This is a genomic window from Paenibacillus sp. PDC88, assembly GCF_900106725.1.
GTDB classification, from domain to species: Bacteria; Bacillota; Bacilli; order Paenibacillales; family Paenibacillaceae; genus Paenibacillus; species Paenibacillus shunpengii.
In genome coordinates, this window is sequence record NZ_FNNT01000007.1 from 113,172 (window position 1) to 139,808 (window position 26,637).

Below are 26,637 nucleotides of genomic sequence, written 5' to 3' on the forward strand. Positions count from 1 at the left end.
GGCGCTGAAATGAAAAAAAGAAAGTACGAAACCAAGCATATGGCAGGGGCATTTCTAGCCGGAGCTGTATTGTTTTCGGGATTTTCTCTGGCCGCAGCAAGTCCAGATCTTACCTTGGACAGCCTGAAGCAGTCGGCAGCGAAGCTAAGTGTATACGTTAATGGAGAGGACAAATCCTCTGCAAATGGAGAGTACGATAATGCAGGAACAGCCGCACCGGAGTACATCCTTCATAACGACACAACCTATGTACCCGTTCGGATGGTATCTGAGCTTGTCAATCAGCCAGTATATTGGGACGAGGAGTCTCATTCGATATCATTAGGCGTGCCAGCGGTTCCGTTATTTAATGCGGAGGGAGAAGAAGCAGGCTTTGCCACATTAGAGCAGACGGATGAGGGAGTCATCGTAAATGTGACCGCAACAGGGCTTACGCCAGGAAAGCATGGATTCCATGTACATGAGAATCCCGTACAGGGAACAGATTTTGAGACGGCAGGCGGACATTTTAACCCAACAGACAAGCATCATGGCCTGGAGCATCCAGAAGGAAGTCATGTTGGAGATATGCACAATCTTGAAGTAGGACAGGATGGTATGGTAGAAGCAGAGATGCTGCTGCCGGAGGCTACGCTTGAAAAAGAGGATGCCCATTCTGTACTCGGACGCTCCCTCATTATTCATGCAGGAGAAGATGATCACATGACTGATCCGTCAGGGGATTCCGGCGGGCGTGTACTTGGCGGAAACATTCCGGAATAATATCTCCTGGGATGTTAATTTTCCAAGAGTTAAGGCAACAATAATAAAGATGAGCCATGAAGATTTCGCGCCTCGTTCTCCTAATGGAAGCAGGCGCTTTGTTGTATGGATCGGCAATTGCATCATATTCTAGTATGGAATGGAGAGACAATGATGAAGCTGAAGGATAAAGTAGCGATTATCACGGGTGGTGCGAGCGGTATTGGTGAAGCGACCGTGCGTCTTTTTGTAGAGGAAGGAGCGAAAGTGGTCATTGCAGACTTCTCGGAGCGAGGCGGGGAGTTGTCTGCTGAGTTGAATGCGAGCGGGCATGAAACGTTGTTCGTGAAGACCGATGTAACGAAGGAAGAAGAGATCAAGAACATGATCAATCAAACGGTGGAGAAATATGGCAAGCTGGATATTATGTATGCCAACGCCGGTGTGGCGGACGATGCCCCTGCTCACGAGCTGTCTTACGAGAAATGGAAGCGCACCATTGATATTAACTTATCAGGCGTCTTCTTATCCGATAAATATGCAATTGAGCAGTTTATTAAACAAGGCGGGGGTGGAGCGATCGTGAACGCAGGATCTATTCACAGCTTTGTGTCTCTACCTAATCCAACAGCCTATTCTTCTGCCAAAGGCGGAGTTAAGCTGTTAACTCAAAATTTATGTACCGCCTATGCCAAGGAGGGCATTCGCATTAATGCTGTATGTCCCGGATACATTGAAACTCCTCTGCTAAAAGAAGTGGATGCGAAGACGAAAGAATATTTGGCTTCACTTCATCCGCAGGGCAGACTTGGAAGACCGGAAGAGGTTGCCAAGGCTGTATTGTTCCTGGCTAGTGACGACGCCAGCTTCGTTAACGGTACGACCCTTCTTGTGGACGGAGGATATACAGCGCATTAAATTTGGTAAGGCGGAATAATAAAAAACCTAGAGTACACCTCCTAAGAGAGAGCTCTAGGTTTTTGGTATGGTTTTTCAGCACTTAAATGGTGATCGTGCATGGATTGGGGATCGCGGGTATGATAAAATTTTAAAAGAAATGTCTGCTCACATCTTCGATAGCATATGGGGGAACAACATGAATATTACTGAATTTCAGCATTGGGTGAAGGATTATTATCAACAGCGGCAGTGGTCAGATCTAAATATTTTTGTTCGAATCGGGTTTCTTGCTGAGGAGACGGGAGAAGTAGCTCGCGCCATTCGTGCACTAGAGATCGGACGAGATCGTCCCGATGAGATGGAAGGCTCATATGAGCAGAATAAAAAGGAACTGACAGAAGAGCTGGGCGATGTGCTGGGGAATCTAATTGTGATCGCCAACAAATACGATATATCTCTCGAAGATATACTAGAAGCGCATAAAGAGAAGCTTCAAGCCCGTTACGCATCTAAATAATAGGAATGGAGAGTGGGATAATGAAATCAATCGCTGTATTCTGCGGCTCCAGTGAAGGAAGCTCTTCGATATACAAAGAAAGTGCTGCACAGCTGGGTAAGGTGTTGGCCGAGCAACAGATCACTCTGATTTACGGCGGTTCTAATGTAGGTCTGATGGGAGCCGTTGCTGATGCGGTCTTGGAACATGGCGGACGGGTAATTGGTGTACTGCCTCATTTTCTGCAAGCTCGTGAAATTGCACATAAGGGATTAACCGAGCTCATTATGGTAGATTCCATGCATGAGCGTAAAGCCAAGATGGCTGAATTGGCGGACGGATTTATTGCTCTTCCGGGTGGACCCGGAACGATGGAGGAATATTTTGAAATATTTACTTGGGGACAGCTTGGTTTACACCAAAAGCCATGCGGGTTGCTGAATATCAATGGATATTTCAATTCGCTGGTATCTATGTTTGATGTGATGGAGCGTGAGCAATTCATGCAGCCGAAATATCGCTCGATGGTTCTTACTGACCATACCCCGGAAGGTATTCTCCAGCAGTTCGCAGCCTACAGGGCTCCGTCAGTTAAGACTTACCTTACGGAAGAACGGACTTAGTCTTTATAGTCAGACCACTACGAATATGAAATATGTAAGGCATGGATCGATGCTCCTTTTCGGTTCATGCCTTTTAGTCTTCAGTCAGGATGGGATCAAAGCTTTTACCCGGTACCAATACTTATAATTCTCCGTATAACCGATCTTAGAATAAAGTCTCAGTGCAGGTGCATTGTTCGCAACAACTGCCAAATAGCTGAACCGGGCTCCATGCTCCTTACCCCAACTCAGAAGATTTAATATCATCTGTTCACCGAAGCCGCGATTGCGATATCTGGCATCCGTCACAATATCATACAGCCCGATATATTCTCTCTCCACCACGCCAAGTCCGCAGGCAACCACTTGTTCATCGTCATATAAGGATATGAATCCTGTTCGAATTTTAATGTTGGATAACATGCGTTCCATGGTGATCCGATCTGCTGCCTTTACCTGATTCAGCTTATAGTAATTGTTTAACCATTCATCGTGGGGACGTTCATAGATTTGGACTGAAGTTAGCCGAGGCTTACGGATATGCGCCAGATCTACGGTTTGAACACTTGTTGCATCAACCACGGAATAACCGGCTTGATCTAATGCGGAATCCAGATCTTCAGGATGAATAAAGGGTGTGATTTTAAAAACAGCAGGGAGACCATTAGCTGAATATATCTTCTCGCATTCTGTGATTTTGTGGAGTGTTTCACCCGTTGAATGATATAGGGGATGAATGGAGTTTGCCCGCTTCGTGAAGCCGTTCGCAAAGCGCAGCAGCCAGCCGTCGTAGAGAAGGGTGGATAAGGACGGCCAATGATTCAGAGAGAGCTCTTCAATATATTTATTATTCATATCCTTAATCCTTTCATATGTATAATGAATTATTATAATTAATATTGTATAAATATACAATGAGGTATAAAGAAATGAAATATAGAATCAAGCATGACATAACAAAACAGCCCAAACTCCAATGCAGGAATATGGGCCGTAGTGAAGTCCGTTCTTCACTTAGGGGATAGGATTATCCTTGAAAGTTAATGAACTCTTTATTTATCGCTTGAGCATCTTTGAATCCGATTTTATATGCGGTCTTCATTACACGGGTGTTGCTCTGCAAGAAGAGATCCTCTAGTAATCCGATGCTGTTGTCTAATTGATCGGGGGTTTGATTTTTAATCGCTTCCAAATTCTCGCGGAAGAGCATATAAAGGTTATTGTGTTCCTTCTCGCAGATCTCTACCATATCCTGTGATCTTTTTTCAAAAGCATCCTTCATCATTTGTTCTACCATCGCTAAGCCCTCCAGTTGATGTCCATTATTCTAAGTTCGTTATTGCTTAGGGGTTCTTCATCGGTTTTTCATATAAATCAAAAATTAACATTCTCGTATACATCATACCTTCTCAGAGTCGAGAATTTTGTCGCCTTATGTCGAATTAGGCTTAGGTAATATTTTCATAAACGATCCCACTTCAGAATACCTTATCTTGCCTTTATTAAGTTATGAATTTGCTTCAAATGCTTTTATGAATATATATAATCTCTTGTTTGCGGTATTGGCCAGGTGTCATGCCGGTTTCTTTCTTGAACATTCGATTGAAGGAAGAGAAATTGACATATCCCACCTGAGCGGCAATCCGGTTGATCGTCATGTCGGTCGTTATTAACAGCTCCTGTGCTTTTTCCACTCGGACACGATGCAGATGCTCGCTGAAGGTACTGCCGGTTTTTTCTTTGATATAGGTTGATAAGTAAGTACCGGACATATTGAGCAGATCAGACAGATAGTTAAGTGACAGGTCCTGGTGATACTTCTGCTGAATAATATCAAGCACATATACGGCAAGCGTGTCTTTAATTTCAACCGTTGGTTCGCCCATTTCGTCTACCTTATCTGAGGCTTGAACAGGAACCGTTGAATGCTGCTCTGACAGAATTGGATCGGTTGACGGGCCTTCGACCGTTTCGGTGATCAACTGAATCAACCGAACCAACGGAGATCTGGAGGCCTGCTCAATCCGGTGCAGGGTCTGCTCGTAGATCTCGCTGAGCTGGAACGGTTCAGGATACAGCTCACTGACACCGATTTGCAGTTTCCCGTCATGACGCAGCTCTTGCTCCCATGCAGGAATTTGTTTTTCTAGATTGGCAATGAGGACATCCCGATCTATGTTATAGAATATCGAGATAATGTGCATCGGTTCGATCTGAAACGTATGGGTAGAAGGACCGCATGCTTCGGCGAATTGGCGCATCGTAAGGATCAAATGGTGTACGGTATCGCTGTATGAAGCATTACATATTCGGTCTCTGTCATTTGGTTCTGCTTCTATATCCGTGAGGACGTTATACACAACCATAATAGTGCTGCTGGTAGAGGGATGAACTCCGGCTCTTTCCAAATCAGGATTTAGCTGCTTGATCTCATTGATATGATCTAAGGTGATGATGGAAGGCATGATCTTGGCTTTCCATTTCATATAATGGTCGCGTTCTTCTAGCAGGCGGGTCACTTCAAGTGCAGCAGAATGGAGTTGAAGCCGGGAATCCCTGTTCATTGGCATATGAATAGCTACTGCTTGTCCGATCGCTTTGATCGGATTACGAATTTGAGTATAGAACAGGAACAGCCCTGAGATGCATACAGCGAGTAAAAAGTACAAAATGGCTAAGATCACATTGAAAAAGAGGGATAAACCTTGTATTCCCTTATTATCAACGGTACTTATCCATTTCAATCCATTTATTGTGTCCGTATAAAAATAGTATTGGTTATTCATTTGGGCTATATTTTGGCCAGGCTGGAATGTAGGGATAGTCAGGGAGAGTGCTGCATTGTCTGAACGGTACAGTTCCTTTCCATCTGCAGCGAGCACGATCAGGTGATCAGGAAGAAATCCATGACGGGCTGCTTCTGTAAGTTGATGAGAAGGGTCTATATGTGTCGATGAAGATAGCGAGGCACTTATCCGTTCGGCGGTATGCTCCAGCTGAAATAAGTGTTCTTTGATCGATTCATTAGTCGTTGCTCTATTCAGCAGGGAGGTGGTTAACAGGTGCAGGATAGCAATAAGTGCAAATATCGTCGCCATGGTCATTATGGACTTGCCGTCCCACCTAATTCTCATCTCAAAGAACCTCCCCCGAAAACAAGCTGTATCTTACAAAATACTAATAGAGAATTGTTTCATATATGTGTATGAAATGTAATGGGAATGTTAAGAAGTTTATTGTCGATATTTCAGAATTTGTGCATTTTTTTCTTTTCATGCTTTTTCGCGGTAAACAGCTAAAAAAATGCATAGGTTCCAATCAAATGTTTATTGTCGTACTCCTTCCTCTTCGGATACCCTTTAAAAGGTTCATCATTATACAATTATGAGGAGATGAAGATGAGGGAATGTTTAGTTTGAACCAAATGAAGCGATGGACAGCCGTATGTATGACAGCCGTATTGGTTGTGACAGGCACGGCTGGAGGAGTGGTCCCATGGCTTGGCGTACAGTCAGCATATGCTGAAGTCCTTGCTGAGACTCCTGCCGAAGCACCAGCCGAGACCCCTGCTGATGCTCCAGCTGAAGCACCTACCGAGACTCCTGCCGAAGCACCTGCTGAGACTCCAGTTGAAGCTCCAACTGAAGCTCCTGGTGCAGCACCGGTGGTTATTTATGAGCAGCAAGCGGAGTCAACAGTACCTATGGACATGTCGGTTACATTGTCTGTATATAGTGAAACTGCGATTACTACAGGGACACTATACTATAAGGATAGCAATGATGAAACATTCGAAGCTGCGCCCATGAACATCGGCGATCCCGCTCAGGGATCCACAGAATTATCCGGAATGATTCCCGAGTCCGTCATGCACGATGCCGAAATGGTGAATTATTACTTTGAGGTAACAAGCGAGAACGGAACAACTCGGAGTCCAGCTGAAGACGGGGCGGTATATGATCTTTTGATTGAGCAGCCACCTGCAGAAGAGACGCCGAGTCTTCTGATTACGGAGATTGTATTTAATGCTCCGGGCTCTGGAGAGGTATCCGAATATATTGAAGTTTACAATAACAGTCCACAGCGCATTAATTTATCCGACTATTATGTGCATTACGAGAATCATGATGGAAGCACAGTTCGGGATTGGACGCTTCCAGACCAGGAAGTAGGAGCCTGGGAGACAGTAGTCTTGCTTGGCAAGAACAGCAGTCTATCCCAAGTGAACAGTGATTACGGTGTTTCACTGGCCGAGCATCAGATTGCAGTCATGACCCAGCCTAGCGGCAACCTGGTGAACACAGGTACGTACACCGCATCTATTAAGACGGTTGCAGATAACGAGACCTTATCATCGGTTCGTTACAACGATGCAGCAGTGAACAGCTCGGAGAACGGTGACGATCAGGATAAAACGAGCGTGGTTTATAAATTTAACACGAACAGCGCCATGATGGAAAAATGGTTTAGCTTCGGCATCCCTACCCCAGGAACACTGCTGGATGGTCAAGTGCCGGATCCATCAGCTGAGAATCCGTCTCTGCTTCCGGTGATCAGCCATCAATCTGCCGGCACGGTGCCTCTGCAGGATGTTGTGGTCACCTCTTCCGTACACAGCCCATCCCCTCTGGAATCGGCTACGCTGTATTTCAAAGACAGCTCAGCGACAACTTATACAGCTGTTGAAATGTCTGTAGAAACAGGTGAAGCAGGGAATTACAGCCTCTCAGGAACGATTGGACTTATCTCTATTGGCTATTCAGGCAGCATCGATTATTACATAACGGCCCGGAATGAAGAAGGGCTGAGCCGCACAGAGATATATGGACTTACTGTTGACCGAGAAATTCCGGAGCTGCTGATCACTGAGATTGTGTTTAACGCTCCGAATGATGAATACTCGGAATATATTGAAGTTTACAATAACAGCTCCGAGACGATTAATTTATCAGATTATTACGTATCTTACGAGAACTACAATGGTACAACCGCATATAACTGGACGTTGGGCGATCAGGAGCTGCAGCCATGGGAAACAGTTGTTCTGCTCAGAAAAGACAGCAGCCTTGCGCTCGTCAACAGCGAATATGGAGTATCCCTTACCCAGGATCAAATTCTGATCATGAATCAACCCTCAGGCAACCTAGTTAATACAGGAACTTATACTGCTTCCATCAAAAAGAGCAGTGATAACCAGGTTGTATCATCTGCAAGATATAACGATATTGTCATTGGACCGAAGGATGTGACGGATAGCGGAGACAAGACCAGCGTCGTCTATAAATATCCGGCGAGCGGTGCTCTGATGGACAAGCTGGTAACCAAGCAGATCCCTACACCGGGAAGTATTCGGGAAGGACAAGTTCCTCTACCACAGGTAGAGGACCCTGAACAGCTGCCTCAAATCAGCTACGAGCCATCGGTGACGACCACGAATCCTCAGGACGTATCCATTGAAGCTGAGGTGACAAGTGATACGGCTGTGATTGCTGCCAAGCTGTATTACAAGGCCGACTACGAGACCTTGTACAGCAGTGTGGAGATGACCATTACAGAGGGCGCCGAAGGGAATTATTCCGTAGCAGGTGTTATTCCGGCTAAGGCGATGGCAAGCACACAGCAAATTCAATATTATTTCACGATTCAGAATGAATATGGTACTTCACGGAGTCCGTCTGTGGCAGACGAAATCTATGAGCTTCAGGTCGAGCTTGATGGAGAGCCTCCATATTTACTGATTACGGAAATGGTGTTCAACGGACCGAATATTAACGGTGCCGATGTCCCTGCATGGGAATATATTGAACTGTACAATAACAGTGATCAGGTCATTTCTCTGCAGGATTACTACATTGATTACACAGATCTAAGCGGTGTTACCCAATATACTTGGCAGTTCACTGACAACGTTCAGATGGAGCCAGGCAGAGCACTGGTGCTGCGGATGGAGCCGACAGATGCGAACGGCACGGTGGACAAATTCAACGCTGCTTACAAGCTGACAGGCGATCAGCAGATTGAGGAAGCGGATCTCGTTAATCTCAGAGGGGACAGCAGCCTTGCGAATACATCCTCAAGAATTGTTAACGTTGTAACCAAATCAGGACATAAGGTTGTATCCGCGGCTTATAACGACAATGCAACTCCAGATAATCCAGCGCCTGATAATTTGACGGATACCTCTGTTACGTATTTACCGAATTATGTAAGCGAGGATATGGTTAAATGGGGCGTTAAAGTAACGCCGACACCAGGCTATGTACTGGATGAACAGAAGCCTTCAACAACGGTTACACTCCCGGATGATTATCTGCCTCCAGTCATTGAACACACTCGCGGGGCAGGAAGTATCGGGATGCACGACTATACAATCTCCGCTCAGATCACGGATAATGCCGTCGTATCAGAAGCGCAGCTCTATTATAAGACAGATGTAATGTCAGACTTCACTTCTGTGGCGATGACTCAGCAAACAGGAAATTCATACGAAGCTGTTGTTCCGGAAGAAGTACTGACAGGCGCAAGCCGACTATACTATTATTTCGAAGCAACGGACGGAGTTCATACTACAGTGAAAAAGGATGTGAAGAATGAGCCCTTTGAAATCAAAGTGCTCGAGTCCATATCCTCTGTAGTTCCAGAGCTGCTTATTACAGAGCTCGTGCCGGACAGTACGGGAAACGACATGTATGAGTACATTGAGGTGTACAACAATTCGACCCAAACGGTGAATCTCAAAGATTATCAGATTGTTTATGGCTATTATCATGGCGGAACTGATGCTTGGGATCTGCCGCATAACCTGGAGCTTCCGGCTGGAGAAACGGCAGTCATCTGGGTGCAGTCTGATCTGAGCAAGGACGAGCCGGTGAGCAGCTTTAACAGCCACTGGGGCGTCAACCTGCCGGAGGATCGGGTCATGTCGATCTACTCCATCGGTATGAACAATACGAATGAAGGCCGGATCATTCTTGCCGAGGATTCGCATTATGCAGTCGACCATGCCCGTAATCCGATCGTACAAGCCTGGTTCAGCGTCGGTATCGATGAGGTAGAGAATGACGGTACGAGTGTCGTATATGAATATCCTAAGGACGGTTCTACCAAAATGGTGAAGCGTTCTGCACGCATGACAGCTACACCAGGCCAGCTTATTGAGGCACAGGTACCTGAACAGCTTGTCGAAGTGCCGGATGATACGAACCAGCCGGTCATTATTCATGAAGAACAAGTAGAAGATACGCTTTTTGGCTCGCAGACATTTGAAGCAACGGTGACAGATGATGAAATGGCAAAACGGGTATCCTTGTTCTTCAAACGGGATATGGATACGGATTATACTGAAGTCAATATGAAGCGCACAGCGGAAGGCTCGGATGTATTCATGTCCGCTGAAGTGAACAAGGCACTTCTGCTTGGGGCAGCGCATGTTGATTATTACTTTGAAGCAACGGATGGGCAGAATATCGTCCAATCTGACAACTACAGCCTCGGTTTTGTGAATCATGGACCTTTGTGGATTGATTTTGCAAATGTCGAATTTTTAAGTGGAACAGCTGTTGTTCAGGGCAATACGGAAGCTGCGGGCGATACGTTGACCCTCTCGGTCGATGGAAATGAGCTCAGCACTAGTCCGGCGATGCATACAGCGCCAACACTAACCTATCGGGTTGACGATATAAACAGCGGCTTCCAGAATGGTTTATTCATCAATGATGAGCTGGTTACGCTGTTGCCAGTGAGTACTTACTATCAGCAAAAGTACGTTGATATTCCGAAGCACGTTCTGCAGCCAGGAGAAAATACGATCAAAATTACGGCCGGAACGAAAGATGACCCGCTGGAGTTCGGTACCTCGAACAACAACGATGACTATCGAATTGAAGGAGTGGAGCTGCTGCTGCCAGACGGTACTTCAGCCGATTGGACCTCAGCACGTGCCAAGACATTAAATGCAGACAGCTTTACCGATATTGATCCGGCTGACCGCCACAAGATTGGTGATAGCGGCGGATATGTCGAATATATCGAGATTACATTTAACATACCGGCAGATGTATTCCACAGCATCTACGCGGAGGTAGACACAACAGCATTAACTGATGGAGATCATCTATTTACATTGTCTTCGGGTTCGGGTAACTCAGCTGAGGTAACCGCTGTTGTTGACAATACCGCGCCTGTATTTGAGAGCTTCTCTATTGAGGACGGCAAGCTGTACACTGGTGAATTTGAGCTAAATGCGAATATCGTGGATGCTGTATCAGGTGTAGCTTCGGTAACAGCTGCTCTTGACGGCTCAGCGATAGAGCTGCCATCTGTCATCCATGCTTCAGAACTTACAGTAGGAGAGCATATCTTCGAAGTTGTGGCAACGGATGCAGCAGGAAATACGGTGACGCGTAAAGGTGTGTTTACTACGGATGAAACGGCACCGAACGCTCCTGGGGATCCGACTCCAGCAGATGGTGCAGCAGGTGTGAGCCGTGATGCAGTGCTCAGCGTAACTGCAAGTGATCCGAATGGAGATGCAGTGGATGTTTCCTTTGGTCAAGGCTATCGTTATGATTTCAACGAGCAGTCGGATATTGAAGCCTATTCCAATGCCGTTGACCGTGAGCCGCCAATTGAGCTGAATCCAGAAGGTGAGGAAGTATTTACAGCGGAAGCAGAAGCACTTGTCGCGAAGCAGGACGGGGAATATTACGTCACAGATGCGAGCGGCCTGTTCCCTTATCAGCGCTATGAATTCAAGCTGGACGAAGATGCAAGTGGAATTGAATCCGTTGAAGTCGTGTGGCAGGGGCACTCGGTTGAAGGCCGTCAGGTGACCATGTATACGTGGAACTATAACACGGGCAAATGGGAAGCTGCAGCGAGAGGCGTAGGTGCCGAAGACTTCGAACTGAGAGCTGCCGTAAACGCTGCGGACATGGTAAGAGACGAGAAGATTCAAGTGCTTATTCAGGATTTGATTGTAGCTGAAGATGCCTCCGCTTCCGAAGATCCGGACGGGGATGGCAAATTCACCTTTGCTTTCTCTACAGATACGCAGTACTATGCAGATTCCTATCCGGATATTTTCCGGTCACAGATGCAGTACATCGCTGATATGAAGGAAGAAATGGATATTCGCTATCTCATTCATACCGGGGATATTGTTGACGACTGGTATCGACCGGACGAATGGGCGATAGCCGATGAGAGCTTTAAGATTATTGAAGAAGCCGGTCTTCCATATGGTGTCGTTGCAGGGAATCATGATGTTAACTTCAATGCTGCCGATTATACGGAGTACTGGAAATATTTTGGACGTGATCGATTTGAGAATCAGCCGACTTACGGAGACGATTTGAACAACAACCGCGATCACTATGATCTTGTATCTGCCAACGGTCAGGATTTCATCATTTTGTATCTGGGCTGGAGCATCCAGGAGGATACAGTGGAGTGGGCAAATGAAGTATTGAAGAAATACCCGGATCGTTACGCTATTATCGGAACGCATGAATACATCTCTCCATCCGGGGCCTACTCTGGTCAAGGTCAAATGATCTGGGATGAAATTGTAGCGAAGAATCCGAATGTAAAAATGGTCCTTTGCGGTCATATTCATGGCGTAGGCTATAACGTCAAGCATTTGGAAGACGGCCGCGTTGTCGTAGAGATGCTGGCAGATTATCAATCCGGACCGATGGGCGGTTTAGGATACATGCGCTTCCTGGAATTTGATCCAGCGGAAGAACAAATTCATGTGAAGACCTATTCATCTTATCTCGATGACTGGAATTATTTTGAGGACGGTTCCGACGATTTCTACATTCCTTTTGAGACACAGGATCCTCTCAAGCGGGTAGCAACGGATTATATCGGAGTGAATCTCTATAGTACAAACGAGATCGGGGCACAGCAAGCCGTCGAAAGTGGAAGCAGGGCGAGCACGACCTGGTCTTCACTTGACGCAAATCAGGATTATTTCTGGTATGCCAAAGCAACGGATCCATCCGGCAGCTCAACACTCTCGCCTATCTGGAAATTCTCCACGGGAACCGGTGGTAACGGAAATGGTAACGGAAATGGTAACGGAAATGGTAACGGAAATGGCAACGGAAATGGTAACGGTAACGGAAATAGCAATGGTAATGGTAATGGTAATAATATCAACGGCTCTGGTGATGGTACATCGACAGACAGAGGGTGGACCGAAATTACGCCGGAAGATATCTCAGCAGATGGTGACAGTGTAAGCCTGAGAGCAGAGGATGATACGACAGGCTTGATCTTCACCTCAGCAGCGCTTACCCGTATTGGAAACCGCAGCTTGACGATTACGCTTGCAGACGGGGCCGTGATCACCTTGAGTGCAGAAGAACGAACGGCATTGGCTGCTGAGCTTGGTGCGAATGAACAACTGTATGTTTCTACTGAATCAGCTTCGGAAGAAGCTGTCGACGGAGCAGTCCGAGATTACAGCAGAGAACAAAAAGCAAGCTTTAAGGTGGTCGGCAATCCAGCTAAGGTGGAGATTGGCAAACGCGGTGTGAATGGCGCAGCGGAGCCACTGGATGCTTCGGTAACGATTAAGCTTACGGCCGATAACGTGAAGAATACTGCTCTGGCCAGTATTTATCAGATTGCGGCAGACGGTACAGTAACATGGGTTGGCGGAAGTTATGCAGACGGAAGCTATACAGCATCAGTAGAAGAGGCGGGTACGTATGTCGTACTGGAATTTAACAAGCTCTATACGGACGTAACCGAGGGGCATTGGGCTCACCCTTATGTACAACTGCTCAGCTTCCAAGGTATCGCGAACGGCATTAACGACACTACATTTGGCGCTGCAAAATCGACGACAAGAGCCGAATTCGTAACGCTGCTGGCAAGAGCATTTGGTCTTACAGCATCCACAGGCGTTGATACTTTCAGCGATGTTAAGGCTGGAAGCTGGTATGCAGAAGCTGTACAAGCAGCTTATGAGGCGGGCATTGTTTATGGCACAAGTGCAGACCAATTTGAACCAGGCAAGTCGATAAGCCGGGAAGAAATGGTTGTCATGATTGTGCGTGCCCTGGAGCATATGAGCGGCAAGGAGCTCGAGACCGGAAACGGAACGGCCTATACCGATGACAATCAGATCAGCGATTGGGCCAAGGAAGCAGTCAAGAAAGCAACGGCATTGGGATTCATTGCAGGTAAAGGAAACAACAGCTTTGATCCTAAAGGCATGGCATTGCGTTCTGAGACAGCGAAGGTTCTCGCTCTGATGCTGGAGCAAATGCAATAACACGGTTAGGGAGAAGGCCTGCACGAAGGGCTTTCTCCCTTTCTATTTTTAAGAGATGAATATTTTACATTGTTAAACAATGATTTCATCATCGCATAAACATAGGATGCTATATTGATTGCATTTGAGGTACAAGAGATCGCTACAGGAGGATATGGCATGCAATTATATGATCAATGCGGCAGGACAGAGGATGAATCGGGTGCTTCGAGTTTGCGCAGAAGCTTGCCCTTCGCTGATTTGAGAGGATATACCAAGTGGCTTGCGGCCCTCATCCTCTTTGTAATGACATCAACTATTTTTGCTCAACCGGCAAGTGCACACATGAATACATTGGGATATTCCAATATCCAGGTGGAGCAGAGCGGATTGATATACGAAATAGAGCTTGATCTGCAGGAGGTAGCCCAGTGGATGGATGTCCGATCTGGCGGGGTGTTCATACTGGGGGGAGACAATCAGCCGCCCGAGGGCGAGGTCGCATGGACACAGGACGAGCTCAGATCCTTGATTGAGGAATCCTTAATTGTAGAAGGAGAAGGCCAGGCTGCCGAGCTTGCAACCATAGATGATATCAGGATTGTGGAACGAAATGACACCGGCTATCTGCATATGGTGCTCGGATATGATTTTGCAGAAGCGGCGGATGATTATTCCATTAACTATAATTTTTTCTTTGATATGGACGCCAATCATCAGAATTTCGCTGCAATTCGAATGGGAGAGGCCTCAAAGGATATTGTATTTACCAATGGACAGCAAGTGGCTGCCGGTGACATTACAGCGGAAGGAAGCAGCAGCACGACGGTTGAGCTGCCGGGCTGGGCCGTCACGGCTTGGAACTACTTGGTGATCGGAGTCCAGCACATCTGGTTTGGGATTGACCATCTGCTGTTTATCCTTGCGCTCGTGTTGGCTAAGCTGCGGCCATGGGACTATGTGAAGGTTCTGACGGCTTTTACCATCGGGCACAGCTTGACCATTGCACTGGCTGCATTGGACATAGTGCGTCTGCCATCAAGCTTCGTGGAGCCGTTCATAGCCCTCAGTATTGCCTACGTAGCTGTAGAGAACATCTTCCGCAAGCAAGTGAATCGGCGCTGGCTTATTGCGCTGCTATTCGGTCTGATCCATGGATTCGGGTTTGCCCAGGTGCTGCAGGAATCGCCTGTGGATTCCATTGTGCTTGCATTGATCTCGTTTAATGTCGGTGTGGAGATCGGTCAGCTGTCAGTATTGGCTGTGGTTATTCCGCTGCTCCTGTGGCTGAGAAGATTTCAGAAAGTCTATACGTACAGCAATGCCCTGATATCTGGAGTGATCATGCTGTTTGGCCTGTTCTGGTTCGTGATTCGGGTGATTTAAACTGAAAAAGACCATGGATGAAAATTAAAAATCCAGATATAATTTGATAATGCGCTCCATTAACGAAGTAAAGTGAACAGAGGGATGCCGGTATAGATGAATTTTTAGAAAAGGAGCCTTTCTCAATATGACGATGAAGTATTCTGCCGTCCAGGCAACGATACATGATTTAGATGATCTGGTTCCACTATTTGATTCTTATCGTGTGTTTTATGGGCAAGCATCCAATCCTGAGGGTGCAAGGGAGTTCTTGTTCAACCGCTTTAATCATGGGGAGTCGGTCATATTTATCGTGCGTGCAGCTTCTGATGGACAAGCCGCTGGGTTTGCTCAGCTGTACCCCACTTTCTCATCCATCTCTATGCTGCGTTCATGGATCCTTAATGATCTATATGTAATGGAAGCACATCGCAGAGAAGGAGTTGCGGACTTACTGCTGCAGCAGGTACGGGAGTTTGCGATGACCACACAGGCTAAAGGAGTCGCGTTATCTACAGCGCCGGACAATAAGGCAGCACGCACGCTTTATGAGAAGCACGGATATGTTATCGATGACGAATTTTATTCTTACTTTTTGACATTGCCAATTCAGTAGTACATACACCAGGTGGATCCAGTCTGAGAAGTAAGTTTGAAGCGAATGTGTGGTCGAGACCTGTGGTGTGAAAAGTAGACTCTGTTCGAGCGCGTATGCTACAATGTTCGCAAGGAAAATAAGCTTGAAGAAAAAGGAGAAAAACATACCAGCCATGGATAAAACAATGGAAGTCATTAATTACATCAAAGATAGTAAAAAGGTTACCCCTGTAAAGGTGTATTTCAACGGTAAAATCACTTCTCCAGTAGAAGGCGTTAAAGTATTTGATTACGGTGACGGCGGCGTGCTGTTCGGCGATTGGGCAGAAGTTCAAGAGCTGCTTGCGAACGACAAAGGAATTGAGTCTTACGAGGTGGAGCATGATCGTCGTAACTCTGCAATTCCGATGCTTGACCTGAAGGGAATCAATGCACGTATCGAGCCTGGCGCGATCATTCGTGACAAAGTAGAGATCGGCAACAATGCCGTTATCATGATGGGTGCGGTTATCAATATCGGCGTTTCGATCGGTGAAGGCACGATGATTGATATGAATGCAACGCTTGGCGGACGCGTTCAAGTCGGCAAGATGTGCCACGTTGGCGCAGGTGCGGTACTCGCTGGCGTTATCGAGCCTCCTTCTGCACAACCGGTTGTTATTGAGGATGATGTTGTCATCGGTGCAAACGTTGTCGTTCTCGAAGGTGTGCGTGTAGGCAAAGGCGCTGTAATCGCTGCGGGTGCAGTCGTGATTGAAGATGTGCCTGAGAACGCAGTCGTTGCGGGTATTCCAGCTCGTGTAATCAAAATGGTTGACGACAAGACCAAGTCCAAGACTACAATTATTGAAGGTCTTCGTAACCTGAAATAAGCAAGTTAAAAGTAATCCAAGCGCGCGCCATCAACAGTGGCGCGTGTTTGTTTATGAGCGGCTTGAGCGTGAGCTTAAGTTAGCAGGCGCATATAACCGAATACGAAAAGGCTTAATGAGTGACTTGAGGAGTGATCGAATGAGCGAGTTTGTAGAGTTAAGACGTAGGCTGCACCAAATTCCCGAGCCGGGCTTTGAAGAGTTCAAGACACAGGCTTTGCTTCTGGAATACATCGGCGGACTACCGCAGGAGCGGCTGGAGGTCAAAACCTGGCGTACAGGTATTTTGGTTCGAGTGAAGGGTTTGATTGGTGAGCGGTGCTTGGGATACCGGGCGGATATGGACGGGCTGCCCATCGATGAAGAGACGAGCTATGAATTCCGTTCAACGCATCCGGGTTACATGCATGCTTGCGGGCATGATCTGCATATGGCTATCGGTCTTGGGGTGCTCACAGAAATCGTGAGAGAGCCCATTAATGATGATGTTCTGTTCGTGTTTCAGCCGGCGGAAGAGGGGCCGGGCGGCGCATTACCGATGCTGGACAGCGAGGAATTTAAGGCGTGGAAGCCTGATTTCATGATGGGGCTGCATATTGCTCCCGAATACCCGGTAGGAACGATTGCTACAAAGCCGGGCATCCTATTCGCGAACACATCAGAGCTGTTTATTGATCTGACAGGTAAAGGCGGCCATGCCGCTTATCCGCATCGGGCCATTGATATGATCGTTGCGACGTCGAGTCTGGTCATGCAGATGCAGTCTATCGTCTCACGCAATGTCGATCCATTAGATTCTGTGGTTGTGACACTTGGCAAAATTACAGGTGGAACCAAACAGAACATTATTGCAGAACGGGTTCGTCTGGAAGGCACGATCCGGTCCTTGTCAGCCGATTCTATGGCAGATGTAAAAGCCCGGATTGAAGCGCTGCTGACAGGCATAGAGGCTGGCTTTAACTGTAAGACCGAGCTGGATTATGGCTCCAATTATTATCAAGTGTACAACCATGAAGAAGAAGCCGAGCGATTTATGAACTTCGTTCAACATGTTGAAGGTGTGGAACTGATTGAATGTACGGAAGCCATGACGGGCGAAGATTTCGGATACTTCCTCCGCGATATTCCTGGCTTGATGTTTTGGCTTGGGGTTGATACGCCCTATGGACTGCATCATGCGAAGCTGGAGCCACAGGAAGAAGCGATTGGCGTGGCCATTGACGTTGTATCTAACTATTTGCGTCATCGTTCTTCATAAAAGAGGTCACCATACCAAAAAACTGCTTCTGCGCTCATGCGCAGAAGCAGTTTTTTTTGCGGCATTCCTCCGAGTTTAGCTGGACAATCCTTGTACGAAGGACTCGATTCGATCCAGCGCCTCACGAAGCACCTCCATGGAGCAGGCATAGGAGATGCGGATATAGTTGTCGCCGAAGGGAGCGAACGCGGCTCCAGGCACGACCGCAACCCGTTTCTCTTCAAGCAGACGATGGGCGAACGTGGTGGAATCGAGTCCGAATTTAGCTACAGAAGGGAAGATGTAGAAGGCCCCGTTTGGCTGTGTGACCTCAAAGCCAGCACTGACCAGCCGCTCATAGGCATAATCACGGCGTCGTGCGTACTCCTCACGCATCGGCAGGGCGTCATCTATGCCCACAGTCAGCGCTTCGGCCGCGGCTGCTTGGCTGACAGAGCTGGCGCATGTGACATTATACTGATGAACTTTCACAATATGACGTGCAAGATAAGCCGGAGCGAACAGCAGCCCGATGCGCCATCCAGTCATCGAGTGCGACTTCGACAAGCCGTTGATTACAATGGTCTTCTCACGCATGCCCGGCAGAGCTGCAATGGAAGTGTGCGTATCGTCAAATACAAGCTCGCTGTAGATCTCGTCTGACAGGACGAACAGCTCACGCTCCCGAACCAGGTCTGCGATCTCGTTAAGCTCCTCGGAGCTCAGTGTACAGCCTGTCGGATTGGAAGGGGAGGCCAGCACGATACAGCGAGTACGCTCTGTCAAATGCTGACGAATCAAATCGGCGGTCAGCTTAAAGCCGCTGCCAGTCGTATCCATATGTACCGGCTGTGCACCGCACATACGAATAATGGGTTCATATCCCGGATAGATCGGGCCTGGCAGTAGTACCTCGCAGCCTTCCGTAAGAATCGTTCGGAAAGTTACATCAATTGCCTCGCTCGCGCCAGTGGTTACGATGATCTCATCCGCAGGATCATATGTAAGTCCGTACTTCTGTGCCATGAACTCGGCTGCCGCTGTACGCAGTTTGAGTGTCCCCGCATTCGGCGTGTACACCGTTTCTCCACTGTCAATGGCTTGCTTGGCTGCCTCCAGAATATGCTGTGGCGTTGGAAAATCCGGCTGCCCGAGCGTGAGTGACAATACATCTTCATATTGACTGACCATGTTGGCCATTTTTCGTATACCGGATACTTCAATGCTGCGAACCTCCGGTCTAATTAAATGCTCCATAATTTCACCTGTCCCGTCTATATGCGTTTCAATGGTAATCATCATATCATATCGAACGGAGCACTTCGAGAGGAGCATTCACAATAGCTTTTGGGCTGCGTAGCTTCCAGATCACGTGTATCGGCTCTTTTTATATAGCAGTAGAATCAAGATGATCATTCCATTGTTTGAGCGACTGCGCATCTTGATAACCAAGCTTGTGCGCAGTCTTAATCAGCTGAATATTGCTGTGAAGAAAGAGATCCTCCAGCAGTCCTGTTTTATGATATAAATGCTCGGGCATGTGCTCCCTCATATTTTCCAGTGTTTCGCTAAAAAGCTTATAGAGCTCGAGATGCTCCCTTTCACAAATCTCCACAATTTCCTGAGATCTTCTATCAAGTACTTCTCTCAAAATTTGATCTACCATCATCTCTAGTCCTCCCTGTTGTCCATCCATTGAGATCAGAATATGCCTACTGTATAGAACGAACATCATCGCAATATTAAAATAAAGGACTAATTATATTAATATTAAAATGTTAATATATTACAGGTGACAAAAATAATGATGAATCCACTAATTTTATGTCCAAAAATCGCAAAATTGTTAATATATCATGCTTGATTTTGCTTTATAATAGTTCTGAAGTAGTGGCATTTTTTAGAAAATTATTAATCCAATGTACTTAGTTAGCAAGTAAGCATAGGCTTCAAGTCTGGTTAATAGAAGAATAGAATTTCATGGAAATGTAAGTGGGTAATTGTATGTTATGCATGCTAGACAAGCGTGTCGAATAATGAAAAGGAGCAAAGCAAGATGCCAAGTACAGCTACATATTACAGGCAGGTCGGACTGATACTTCTGTCCCTGCTGGTTCTGCTGACAGGATGCAGTGCTGCGAACGAGGCAGAGACGATTACGAACGATCCGAATGTAGATCCGGATCCTGTCGTGCAGCGTTATGAAGGAGAGAAGAGTCAGGAGATTCCCTATGTATATACAGGACGCAGAGAGCTCTCACTGACCTTTAATGGAATGGGTGACAGGGAAACGATGGATCGCCTGCTGGATGAGCTGGACAAGTACAAGATTAAGGCTACCTTCTTCCTGCCCGGCATGCGGGTAGCAGAGGAGCCGGACATTGCACAGTCGATCTTGGACAGGGGACATGAAATTGAGAATAATCTGCTGAATCAGCTAGATATCACCGATATGAATTACAACGATATTTATCAGGAGGTTAAGCTCGCGAATGAGGTGATTAAGGAGCACACGGGTGCTGAGCCCGTCTACGTTCGTACCAGATCCGGAGATGTTCCTGACGATCTCGCTCTGGCTGCGGCTCATCTGGGGATGAAGGCAGTGGTAAGCTACAGTATTAATCCGAAGGATCGGGATATGAAGAGCGCAGAGGAGATTGGTGAATATGTAGGGCGTTATATTCATCGAGGCGGGATTATTTCTTTAAATACCGATATTAATCCTGAGATTGTTGAATCGATTAAGTATATTGCGGCAGCAGCGGAGGATATCGGCTACAAGTTGATTCCACTTAGAGAACTGGCAGAGAATGGCGGAGTCCGTAAGCCGCTTGAGGAGATACCCGGCTATGATGCAGCTAAGATCAATCCGGATTACGAGAATGCGGAATACGAGCTGATATATAAGGTCAAGACCAACAAGAAGCAGGTGGCTCTGACACTGGATGACTGGGCAACCGACAAGACAGTAACCCAATTTCTGGATATCCTGGCCGAGAAAAAAGTACATGCTACCTTTTTTCTTCGAGCCAGAGGCGTAGTAGATAATCCCAATCTGGCTCGTGCAATCATTGAAGAGGGACATGATGTTGCCAATCATACGTACACCCATCCGGTTGTTACCTCGCTGACAGCAGAGGAATTGCAGAAGGAAATCGTGACAGCTCATGAAGTGATGACGGAAGCGATTCAACAGCAGCCGCTGATGCTCTTCCGGCCTCCTACGGGAGCGATTGATGCTCAGAGTGCCAAGGTGATTGCTGCGACGGGATATGAGCACATTGCGATGTATGATGTGACAGCAATGGATTGGGACGTATCCCATTCTGCTGACGACATTGTGAATATGGTTATGGACCAAACGGAAAATGGCAGCATTATTCTGCTTCACATTCTCGATGGTATTCACTCTGTCGAAGCTCTTCCAAGGATTATTGATCAGCTGCGAGCCAAAGGGTACACATTTGTCAGCTTGGTAGATTTAATGGAACAGAACAAAACATGGATAAACAGTGATGAGGTAAAATAATGGGATTGTTTGAGGAACTGGCTGCTGGGAACGAGAAGCTCGCAGTGATTGGACTTGGTTATGTCGGGCTGCCAATTGCAGCTGCTTTTGCCAGAAAGTTAAATGTTATTGGATTTGATGTGAATCGTCAAAAAATAAAAGCCTATCAGGATGGAATGGACCTGACCGGTGAGATCGGGGATGAAGCCGTGCGGCATTGCGGCGTGGACTTTACGTCAGATAGAGACCAGCTTGCCGGGGTGCGCTGCTATATTGTTGCCGTGCCAACACCCGTCAAGAGCGGCAACGTCCCTGACCTGGAGGCGGTGCAGAAGGCCAGCCGGCTTGTAGCTGAGCGGTTGACACCAGGCTCGCTCGTTGTCTATGAATCTACGGTATATCCTGGGGTCACGGAAGAGGTATGCATACCCATTCTCGAGGAAGCTTCGGGACTAACGTGCGGAAGGGATTTCAAGGTGGGATATTCACCGGAGCGGATTAATCCGGGAGATAAAGTCCACCGGCTGGAGAACATTATGAAGATTGTATCCGGCAATGATGAGGAGGCACTGGAGACCGTGGCCAGCCTGTATGAGCTGATCGTCGAGGCCGGGGTTCATCGCGCCGAGAGCATCAAGGTAGCCGAGGCAGCGAAGGTCATCGAAAATGCACAGCGGGATATTAATATTGCCTTCATGAACGAGCTGTCCATGCTGTTTCATGAGATGGATATCGATACGAATGCCGTTCTTAGAGCCGCAGGGACCAAGTGGAATTTCCTCCCGTTTCGTCCGGGCCTGGTCGGCGGCCATTGTATCAGTATTGACCCTTATTATTTGACATACAAAGCCGAAGACAGCGGCTATCATTCGCGAATTATTTTGGCCGGACGGCAGATTAATGACGGGATGGGCAAGTATATTGCCCAGAATATGATCAAGATGATGGTCAAGCAGCAGATGGATTTGAGAAATACGCGCATCGGCATATTCGGACTTGCTTTCAAAGAGAATTGCAGTGATATCCGCAATTCCAAGGTGATGGATATCCTGAATGAGCTAAGCGAATATGGGATTACCCCGCTGGTAGCCGATCCGTATGTCGATGCGGCTACTGCCTATCAGGAATACGGAGTGGAGCTTACCGATCCTGCGCATCTAGTAGATTTAAACATCGCAGTGGTAGCTGTAGCCCACGAATCTTTTAGAGCAATGAGCTTCAACCAGGTGCAGCAGCTATACAGCCATACACAGCCGAAGATCATGTTTGATATCAAGGGGATATATGACAGACACATGTATGAGCAGAGCGGATTTCTCTACTGGAGCTTGTAGTCCACAGATAGGAGCTTCTTTATGATAAGTAGAAAAGACAGGATCAAAGAGAAAAAAGAAAAGCTGACAAGAGAAAAGCTGACCAAGACCCGCCCAGACAGGCGGAAGCTGTCCTATGTGCCGGATCCCGAGAGGGTTCGGGGCTCAACAGATCGGAGAGGTATTGCGGCGGCTGAGGGAACGGAAGGAATAGATGTTGACTACATTAACCGGCTGCGTAAGCTCAGCCTGCGTTATTTGGCCGAATTTGAAGTGAACGTCACACCAAAAGGCCGAAAGAGCAGGCATGCGGTTAGAGGCAAGTCAATCGATATTTCTTCGACCGGACTGTTAATGAAGCTGTCTCATCCGAAGCATCATTTACAGGTGGGGAGCCGAGTGAATGCCAGATTCAAGATCCCGCCGGGAGCTATGCCGGAGGGGTTCGAATCGACCGTCAATATGGATGCCAAGGTGGTCCGTATTGTCACACAGGAGCAAACCGAGGATTCAGAAGGCAGTGTGCAGATCGCCCTTGATTTTGAGAAGCCGCTGACCTCTTATCTTCAGAAAAAGCGCTGGGGATACTCTGTCTATTCAGCCAGTGCCATCCTCCTATTCGCGGTGCTGCTGATCATGCTGATGCGCGCAGAGAGTATCATCTATTTCAAATATAATGTAGTTCTTTATTTATATAGTCTGATTGCGGCAGCCTTCTTGCTGACCCGGTACTTGTTCGGCGCGATGTACAGGGATGTCAAGGTGGACCCGCTGTATACGCCGGGTGTGTCTATTATTATCCCGTGCTTCAATGAAGAGGAATGGATTCATCGAACGATCCTTAGCTGTATCAATCAGGATTACCCGGTGAACAAGCTGGAGGTTATTGTAGTAGATGACCGCTCTACAGATCGGTCGGTAGAACGCATCCAGGAGACCATTGAGATGATCCATCAAGAGGCGGAACGGTATGGGACCGCAGAGAGACTCTCTTATGTCGTGCTTGAAGAGAATGGGGGCAAGCGGGAGGCTCTGGTCAGAGGAGTAAAGATGGCGAAGCATAACCTTGTCGTCTTTGTTGACTCGGACAGCTTTCTTGAGCCAACGGCTATTCGCCATCTGGTGCAGCCTTTCCAGGATCCGAAGATGGGCGGCGTTGCTGGTCGAACGGATGTGGAGAATACGTATACGAACACGATCACCAAGCTGCAGACCGTTCGCTATTTTATCGCTTTTCGTATTATGAAGGCAGCGGAATCCTGGTTCGATAGTGTAACCTGCTTGTCCGGTCCGTTGTCCTGCTATCGCAAGGAATTGGTGCTACAGCACGCGGATGCTTGGCTGACACAGAAGTTCCTGGGGCAGCCTGCGACCTTTGGCGATGATCGAAGCATGACGAACTATATTCTAAAAACCCATCGAACAGGTTATCAGGATACGGCCATATGCTCGACGATCGTTCCGTCTAAAATGGATGTCTTCCTGAAGCAGCAGATGCGATGGAAGCGCTCGTGGCTGCGTGAGTCCTTGCGTGCAGGAACCTTTATATGGCGCAAGGAACCGTTCATGGCATTATTCTTTTATATTGGAGTCATTGTTCCGATTGCGGCGCCCGTTATCGTTCTCTATAACCTCGTCTATGTACCGGTTGTTCATCATGTCTTTCCTTTTACCTTCCTGATGGGACTGTTCATGATGGCACTGCTGATGAGTCTTGCACACCTCTTGTTCAGGAAGAGCAAGCTGTGGGTGTTCGGATTTGTGTTCTGCGTATTCTATGAGTTCATTCTCTTGTGGCAGATGCCTGTGGCCTGGTTCACCTTCTGGAAGTCCACTTGGGGTACGCGGGAGACACCACAGGACATTGAGGCAAGGAAGAAGAAGGAAGAGCGCAAGAACAAACGAAAAATGAAAAAAGGATGGCAGGCCTAGATGATCAATAAGCATAAGACTGCCGCTATGGATGTTCACCGGAAGAATGCGCGAAAGCTGCGCAAGTCGATTATCCAGTTCATTGTTCTAATTCTATTGGCCCTGCTGCTCATAAAAACGTTGTTTAATATGGATAAGTACGAGGAGCCTGACCGGGCTGCTTGGACGGGGACTGACGGTTTTATAGCGATATCCTATTTTGGAGTCGGACGATCAGGTACATCCAAGCTTGTGGATAAGGATCAGCTGAAGGATCAGCTGGAGGCACTGTATCATCAGGGGTATGTAACGATATCGCAGCAGGACATCCTTGATTATTACCATGAAGGGAAGTCTCTGCCGGAGAAGGCGCTGTTTCTGTCCTTCGAAGATGGTCGGAACGATTCCAGCTTATTTGCTCAGCCTCTGCTAGAGAGGTTTAATTACAAGGCAACGTTTCTCTCCTATGCCAACAAGGTCGGCAACAGCGAACGGAAATTTGTTCAGCCGAAGGAAATGCTGAAGATGACGGAGACGGGATATTGGGAACTGGGGTCAAACGGCTACCGGCTGAGTTATATTAACGTATTTGATGAGGAAGGCCGGTTCATCGGAGAGAAGGATGAGAGCGAGCTGTCTGATAAATCAGATATCGAATACTACAATCATTACTTGATGGATTTTATAAGGGACAAGAATATGATCCCTGTTGAAGACCGAACGCAGATGGAAGCCAGAATTAAGGCCGATTATGATCTGATGAAAAATATATATACGGATTCGCTTGGTTATGTTCCCGGCGTATATATGATTATGCACGCCAATGCACTGGGAAACGGGATGAACAGGCTGGTGACGAATGCCAATGAGCAGCAGATCAGAGCGCTGTATGACCTTCACTTTAACCGGGAGGGCAATGCGCTGAATACTCAGGCAGATCAGGTGTATAATCTAAGCCGGGTTCAGCCCGCACCCTATTGGTCGACCAATCATCTGCTGATGAAGATCGTGCAGGATTCGGGTCAGTCTCTGGAGTTCGTCCAAGGAGATGAGCGCGAAGCAGAGAACTGGCGTCTAATAACAGGGGCCGCTGAATTTAAAGAAGGCGAGATCATTCTCACTTCGCCCGCCGGGGGGATGGGCAGACTTGCGCTGCTTGATTCGATTGGCTCTAACGACGTTTCGATTCGTTTCCAGGCTGCAGGCAATGTAGTGGGTCGTCAGGGAGTGTACTTACGGAACGATGAAGAGAAGGGGAGCTACCTGCGGGTCGATCTTGTAAATAACAGTCTGCGTGTTGTACAGAAGACAGCAGGTCATGAGGAAGAAACCATCTATGAAGAGAAGCTGGATCCGGTGATCTGGTCCCATGAAGACCTGACGTATGATAAGGCCTCTGTGTATACCAAGGAGCAGACAACGGCGGGAGATCGGGATGGAGATGAGGAATATCCGATTAATATTGCGGATCAACGTCAAATTCAGATATCGCTGAAGAAGGACAAGCTTAGTGTCACTGTTGATGATGCAGAATGGATTAAGCAACTGCCTGTTGATCCTTCCATAGATGAAGGTAAGCTCATGCTCTATGCTGCTTATCACAAGCAGAACAAGAAGGACACGATCTATGATGGGATCTTCAAAGAGATTGAAGTATATGTAAGTGAACCGGATGCTGAGGAGCCTTCCAAGCTGTACAGCAATATTCCAACAGGCTGGGAGAGAGTATCCTACACGGTAAGAAATGCTTTCAATTCAGCCATTGATTGGGCTGTCGAAACATTTTGATGAGCTGCGATCAATCATGACGAGCTATAGAATGGAGATAC

The 26,637-nt window shown here is 47.3% G+C and carries 18 protein-coding genes; 13 read left to right on the forward strand and 5 right to left on the reverse strand.

The window, feature by feature from the left end; all coding sequences use genetic code 11:
* Nucleotides 1-9 precede the first annotated feature (9 nt).
* From BLW49_RS20270 to BLW49_RS20285, 4 genes are all read left to right on the forward strand, one after another.
* A complete protein-coding gene (locus tag BLW49_RS20270) occupies nt 10-762 on the forward strand; it encodes a superoxide dismutase family protein (protein ID WP_090726538.1) in 753 nt (250 codons plus the stop codon).
* 153 nt (nt 763-915) lie between these two features.
* Complete coding sequence (locus BLW49_RS20275) at nt 916-1,659, forward strand: SDR family NAD(P)-dependent oxidoreductase (RefSeq protein WP_090726739.1); 744 nt, start codon at nt 916-918, stop codon at nt 1,657-1,659.
* 178 nt (nt 1,660-1,837) lie between these two features.
* Nucleotides 1,838-2,158 carry a MazG nucleotide pyrophosphohydrolase domain-containing protein gene (locus tag BLW49_RS20280; protein ID WP_076312410.1) on the forward strand — a complete coding sequence of 107 codons (321 nt, stop codon included), beginning with the start codon at nt 1,838-1,840 and terminating at the stop codon, nt 2,156-2,158.
* Nucleotides 2,159-2,178: 20 nt separating this feature from the next.
* Nucleotides 2,179-2,760, forward strand: a complete 582-nt coding sequence (locus tag BLW49_RS20285; RefSeq protein WP_076312409.1) for an LOG family protein — start codon at nt 2,179-2,181, stop codon at nt 2,758-2,760.
* A gap of 84 nt (nt 2,761-2,844) precedes the next feature.
* Here the strand turns inward: BLW49_RS20285 and BLW49_RS20290 are convergent, their stop codons facing one another.
* The 3 genes from BLW49_RS20290 to BLW49_RS20300 all read right to left on the reverse strand — a co-directional run bounded on the left by BLW49_RS20290 (nt 2,845) and on the right by BLW49_RS20300 (nt 5,873).
* Complete coding sequence (locus BLW49_RS20290) at nt 2,845-3,594, reverse strand: GNAT family N-acetyltransferase (protein WP_177178808.1); 750 nt, start codon at nt 3,592-3,594, stop codon at nt 2,845-2,847.
* A gap of 172 nt (nt 3,595-3,766) precedes the next feature.
* On the reverse strand, nt 3,767-4,036 hold the full coding sequence (locus BLW49_RS20295; RefSeq protein ID WP_090726541.1) for a hypothetical protein: 270 nt from the start codon (nt 4,034-4,036) through the stop codon (nt 3,767-3,769).
* Between the two features lie 223 nt (nt 4,037-4,259).
* Nucleotides 4,260-5,873 (reverse strand): helix-turn-helix domain-containing protein, encoded by a 1,614-nt coding sequence (locus BLW49_RS20300; RefSeq protein ID WP_090726543.1) that lies wholly within the window; start codon nt 5,871-5,873, stop codon nt 4,260-4,262.
* Between the two features lie 272 nt (nt 5,874-6,145).
* Between BLW49_RS20300 and BLW49_RS20310 the strand changes: the two genes are divergently transcribed.
* The 5 genes from BLW49_RS20310 to BLW49_RS20330 all read left to right on the forward strand — a co-directional run bounded on the left by BLW49_RS20310 (nt 6,146) and on the right by BLW49_RS20330 (nt 18,097).
* Nucleotides 6,146-14,026, forward strand: a complete 7,881-nt coding sequence (locus BLW49_RS20310; protein WP_090726547.1) for a lamin tail domain-containing protein — start codon at nt 6,146-6,148, stop codon at nt 14,024-14,026.
* A 159-nt stretch (nt 14,027-14,185) separates the two neighbouring features.
* On the forward strand, nt 14,186-15,391 hold the full coding sequence (locus tag BLW49_RS20315) for a HupE/UreJ family protein (protein ID WP_090726549.1): 1,206 nt from the start codon (nt 14,186-14,188) through the stop codon (nt 15,389-15,391).
* 127 nt (nt 15,392-15,518) lie between these two features.
* Nucleotides 15,519-15,986 carry a GNAT family N-acetyltransferase gene (locus BLW49_RS20320; protein WP_090726550.1) on the forward strand — a complete coding sequence of 156 codons (468 nt, stop codon included), beginning with the start codon at nt 15,519-15,521 and terminating at the stop codon, nt 15,984-15,986.
* A gap of 154 nt (nt 15,987-16,140) precedes the next feature.
* Nucleotides 16,141-16,839 (forward strand): 2,3,4,5-tetrahydropyridine-2,6-dicarboxylate N-acetyltransferase, encoded by a 699-nt coding sequence (gene dapD, locus BLW49_RS20325; protein ID WP_047912844.1) that lies wholly within the window; start codon nt 16,141-16,143, stop codon nt 16,837-16,839.
* Between the two features lie 139 nt (nt 16,840-16,978).
* Nucleotides 16,979-18,097: an N-acetyldiaminopimelate deacetylase gene (locus BLW49_RS20330; RefSeq protein ID WP_090726552.1), complete on the forward strand. Its 1,119-nt coding sequence runs from the start codon at nt 16,979-16,981 to the stop codon at nt 18,095-18,097.
* A gap of 75 nt (nt 18,098-18,172) precedes the next feature.
* Here the strand turns inward: BLW49_RS20330 and BLW49_RS20335 are convergent, their stop codons facing one another.
* Nucleotides 18,173-19,333, reverse strand: coding sequence for an aminotransferase A (locus tag BLW49_RS20335; protein ID WP_076312654.1), 1,161 nt, complete (start codon nt 19,331-19,333; stop codon nt 18,173-18,175).
* Nucleotides 19,334-19,463: 130 nt separating this feature from the next.
* A complete protein-coding gene (locus BLW49_RS20340; protein WP_076312401.1) occupies nt 19,464-19,745 on the reverse strand; it encodes a hypothetical protein in 282 nt (93 codons plus the stop codon).
* Nucleotides 19,746-20,132: 387 nt separating this feature from the next.
* Between BLW49_RS20340 and BLW49_RS20345 the strand changes: the two genes are divergently transcribed.
* The 4 genes from BLW49_RS20345 to BLW49_RS20360 are packed head-to-tail and all read left to right on the forward strand — an operon-like array spanning nt 20,133 to nt 26,596.
* On the forward strand, nt 20,133-21,605 hold the full coding sequence (locus BLW49_RS20345) for a polysaccharide deacetylase family protein (RefSeq protein WP_090726554.1): 1,473 nt from the start codon (nt 20,133-20,135) through the stop codon (nt 21,603-21,605).
* Entirely contained in the window at nt 21,605-22,918 is a 1,314-nt protein-coding gene (locus BLW49_RS20350) for a nucleotide sugar dehydrogenase (RefSeq protein ID WP_076312399.1), read from the forward strand. The genes BLW49_RS20345 and BLW49_RS20350 overlap by 1 nt, the downstream gene beginning before the upstream one ends.
* 21 nt (nt 22,919-22,939) lie before the next feature.
* On the forward strand, nt 22,940-24,829 hold the full coding sequence (locus tag BLW49_RS20355) for a glycosyltransferase (RefSeq protein ID WP_090726556.1): 1,890 nt from the start codon (nt 22,940-22,942) through the stop codon (nt 24,827-24,829).
* The gene (locus BLW49_RS20360) at nt 24,830-26,596 is read left to right on the forward strand and encodes a polysaccharide deacetylase family protein (protein WP_090726558.1); all 1,767 of its coding nucleotides are present in this window, start codon (nt 24,830-24,832) and stop codon (nt 26,594-26,596) included.
* The last annotated feature ends 41 nt before the right edge of the window (nt 26,597-26,637 follow it).

Bases quoted from the DNA above. Each gene is read 5' to 3' on its own strand.
- BLW49_RS20270 (WP_090726538.1), top strand. From the start codon at position 10: ATGAAAAAAAGAAAGTACGAAACCAAGCATATGGCAGGGGCATTTCTA.
- BLW49_RS20275 (WP_090726739.1), top strand. From the start codon at position 916: ATGAAGCTGAAGGATAAAGTAGCGATTATCACGGGTGGTGCGAGCGGT.
- BLW49_RS20280 (WP_076312410.1), top strand. From the start codon at position 1,838: ATGAATATTACTGAATTTCAGCATTGGGTGAAGGATTATTATCAACAG.
- BLW49_RS20285 (WP_076312409.1), top strand. From the start codon at position 2,179: ATGAAATCAATCGCTGTATTCTGCGGCTCCAGTGAAGGAAGCTCTTCG.
- BLW49_RS20290 (WP_177178808.1), bottom strand. From the start codon at position 3,594: ATGAATAATAAATATATTGAAGAGCTCTCTCTGAATCATTGGCCGTCC.
- BLW49_RS20295 (WP_090726541.1), bottom strand. From the start codon at position 4,036: ATGGTAGAACAAATGATGAAGGATGCTTTTGAAAAAAGATCACAGGAT.
- BLW49_RS20300 (WP_090726543.1), bottom strand. From the start codon at position 5,873: ATGAGAATTAGGTGGGACGGCAAGTCCATAATGACCATGGCGACGATA.
- BLW49_RS20310 (WP_090726547.1), top strand. From the start codon at position 6,146: ATGTTTAGTTTGAACCAAATGAAGCGATGGACAGCCGTATGTATGACA.
- BLW49_RS20315 (WP_090726549.1), top strand. From the start codon at position 14,186: ATGCAATTATATGATCAATGCGGCAGGACAGAGGATGAATCGGGTGCT.
- BLW49_RS20320 (WP_090726550.1), top strand. From the start codon at position 15,519: ATGACGATGAAGTATTCTGCCGTCCAGGCAACGATACATGATTTAGAT.
- dapD (WP_047912844.1), top strand. From the start codon at position 16,141: ATGGATAAAACAATGGAAGTCATTAATTACATCAAAGATAGTAAAAAG.
- BLW49_RS20330 (WP_090726552.1), top strand. From the start codon at position 16,979: ATGAGCGAGTTTGTAGAGTTAAGACGTAGGCTGCACCAAATTCCCGAG.
- BLW49_RS20335 (WP_076312654.1), bottom strand. From the start codon at position 19,333: ATGGAGCATTTAATTAGACCGGAGGTTCGCAGCATTGAAGTATCCGGT.
- BLW49_RS20340 (WP_076312401.1), bottom strand. From the start codon at position 19,745: ATGATGGTAGATCAAATTTTGAGAGAAGTACTTGATAGAAGATCTCAG.
- BLW49_RS20345 (WP_090726554.1), top strand. From the start codon at position 20,133: ATGCCAAGTACAGCTACATATTACAGGCAGGTCGGACTGATACTTCTG.
- BLW49_RS20350 (WP_076312399.1), top strand. From the start codon at position 21,605: ATGGGATTGTTTGAGGAACTGGCTGCTGGGAACGAGAAGCTCGCAGTG.
- BLW49_RS20355 (WP_090726556.1), top strand. From the start codon at position 22,940: ATGATAAGTAGAAAAGACAGGATCAAAGAGAAAAAAGAAAAGCTGACA.
- BLW49_RS20360 (WP_090726558.1), top strand. From the start codon at position 24,830: ATGATCAATAAGCATAAGACTGCCGCTATGGATGTTCACCGGAAGAAT.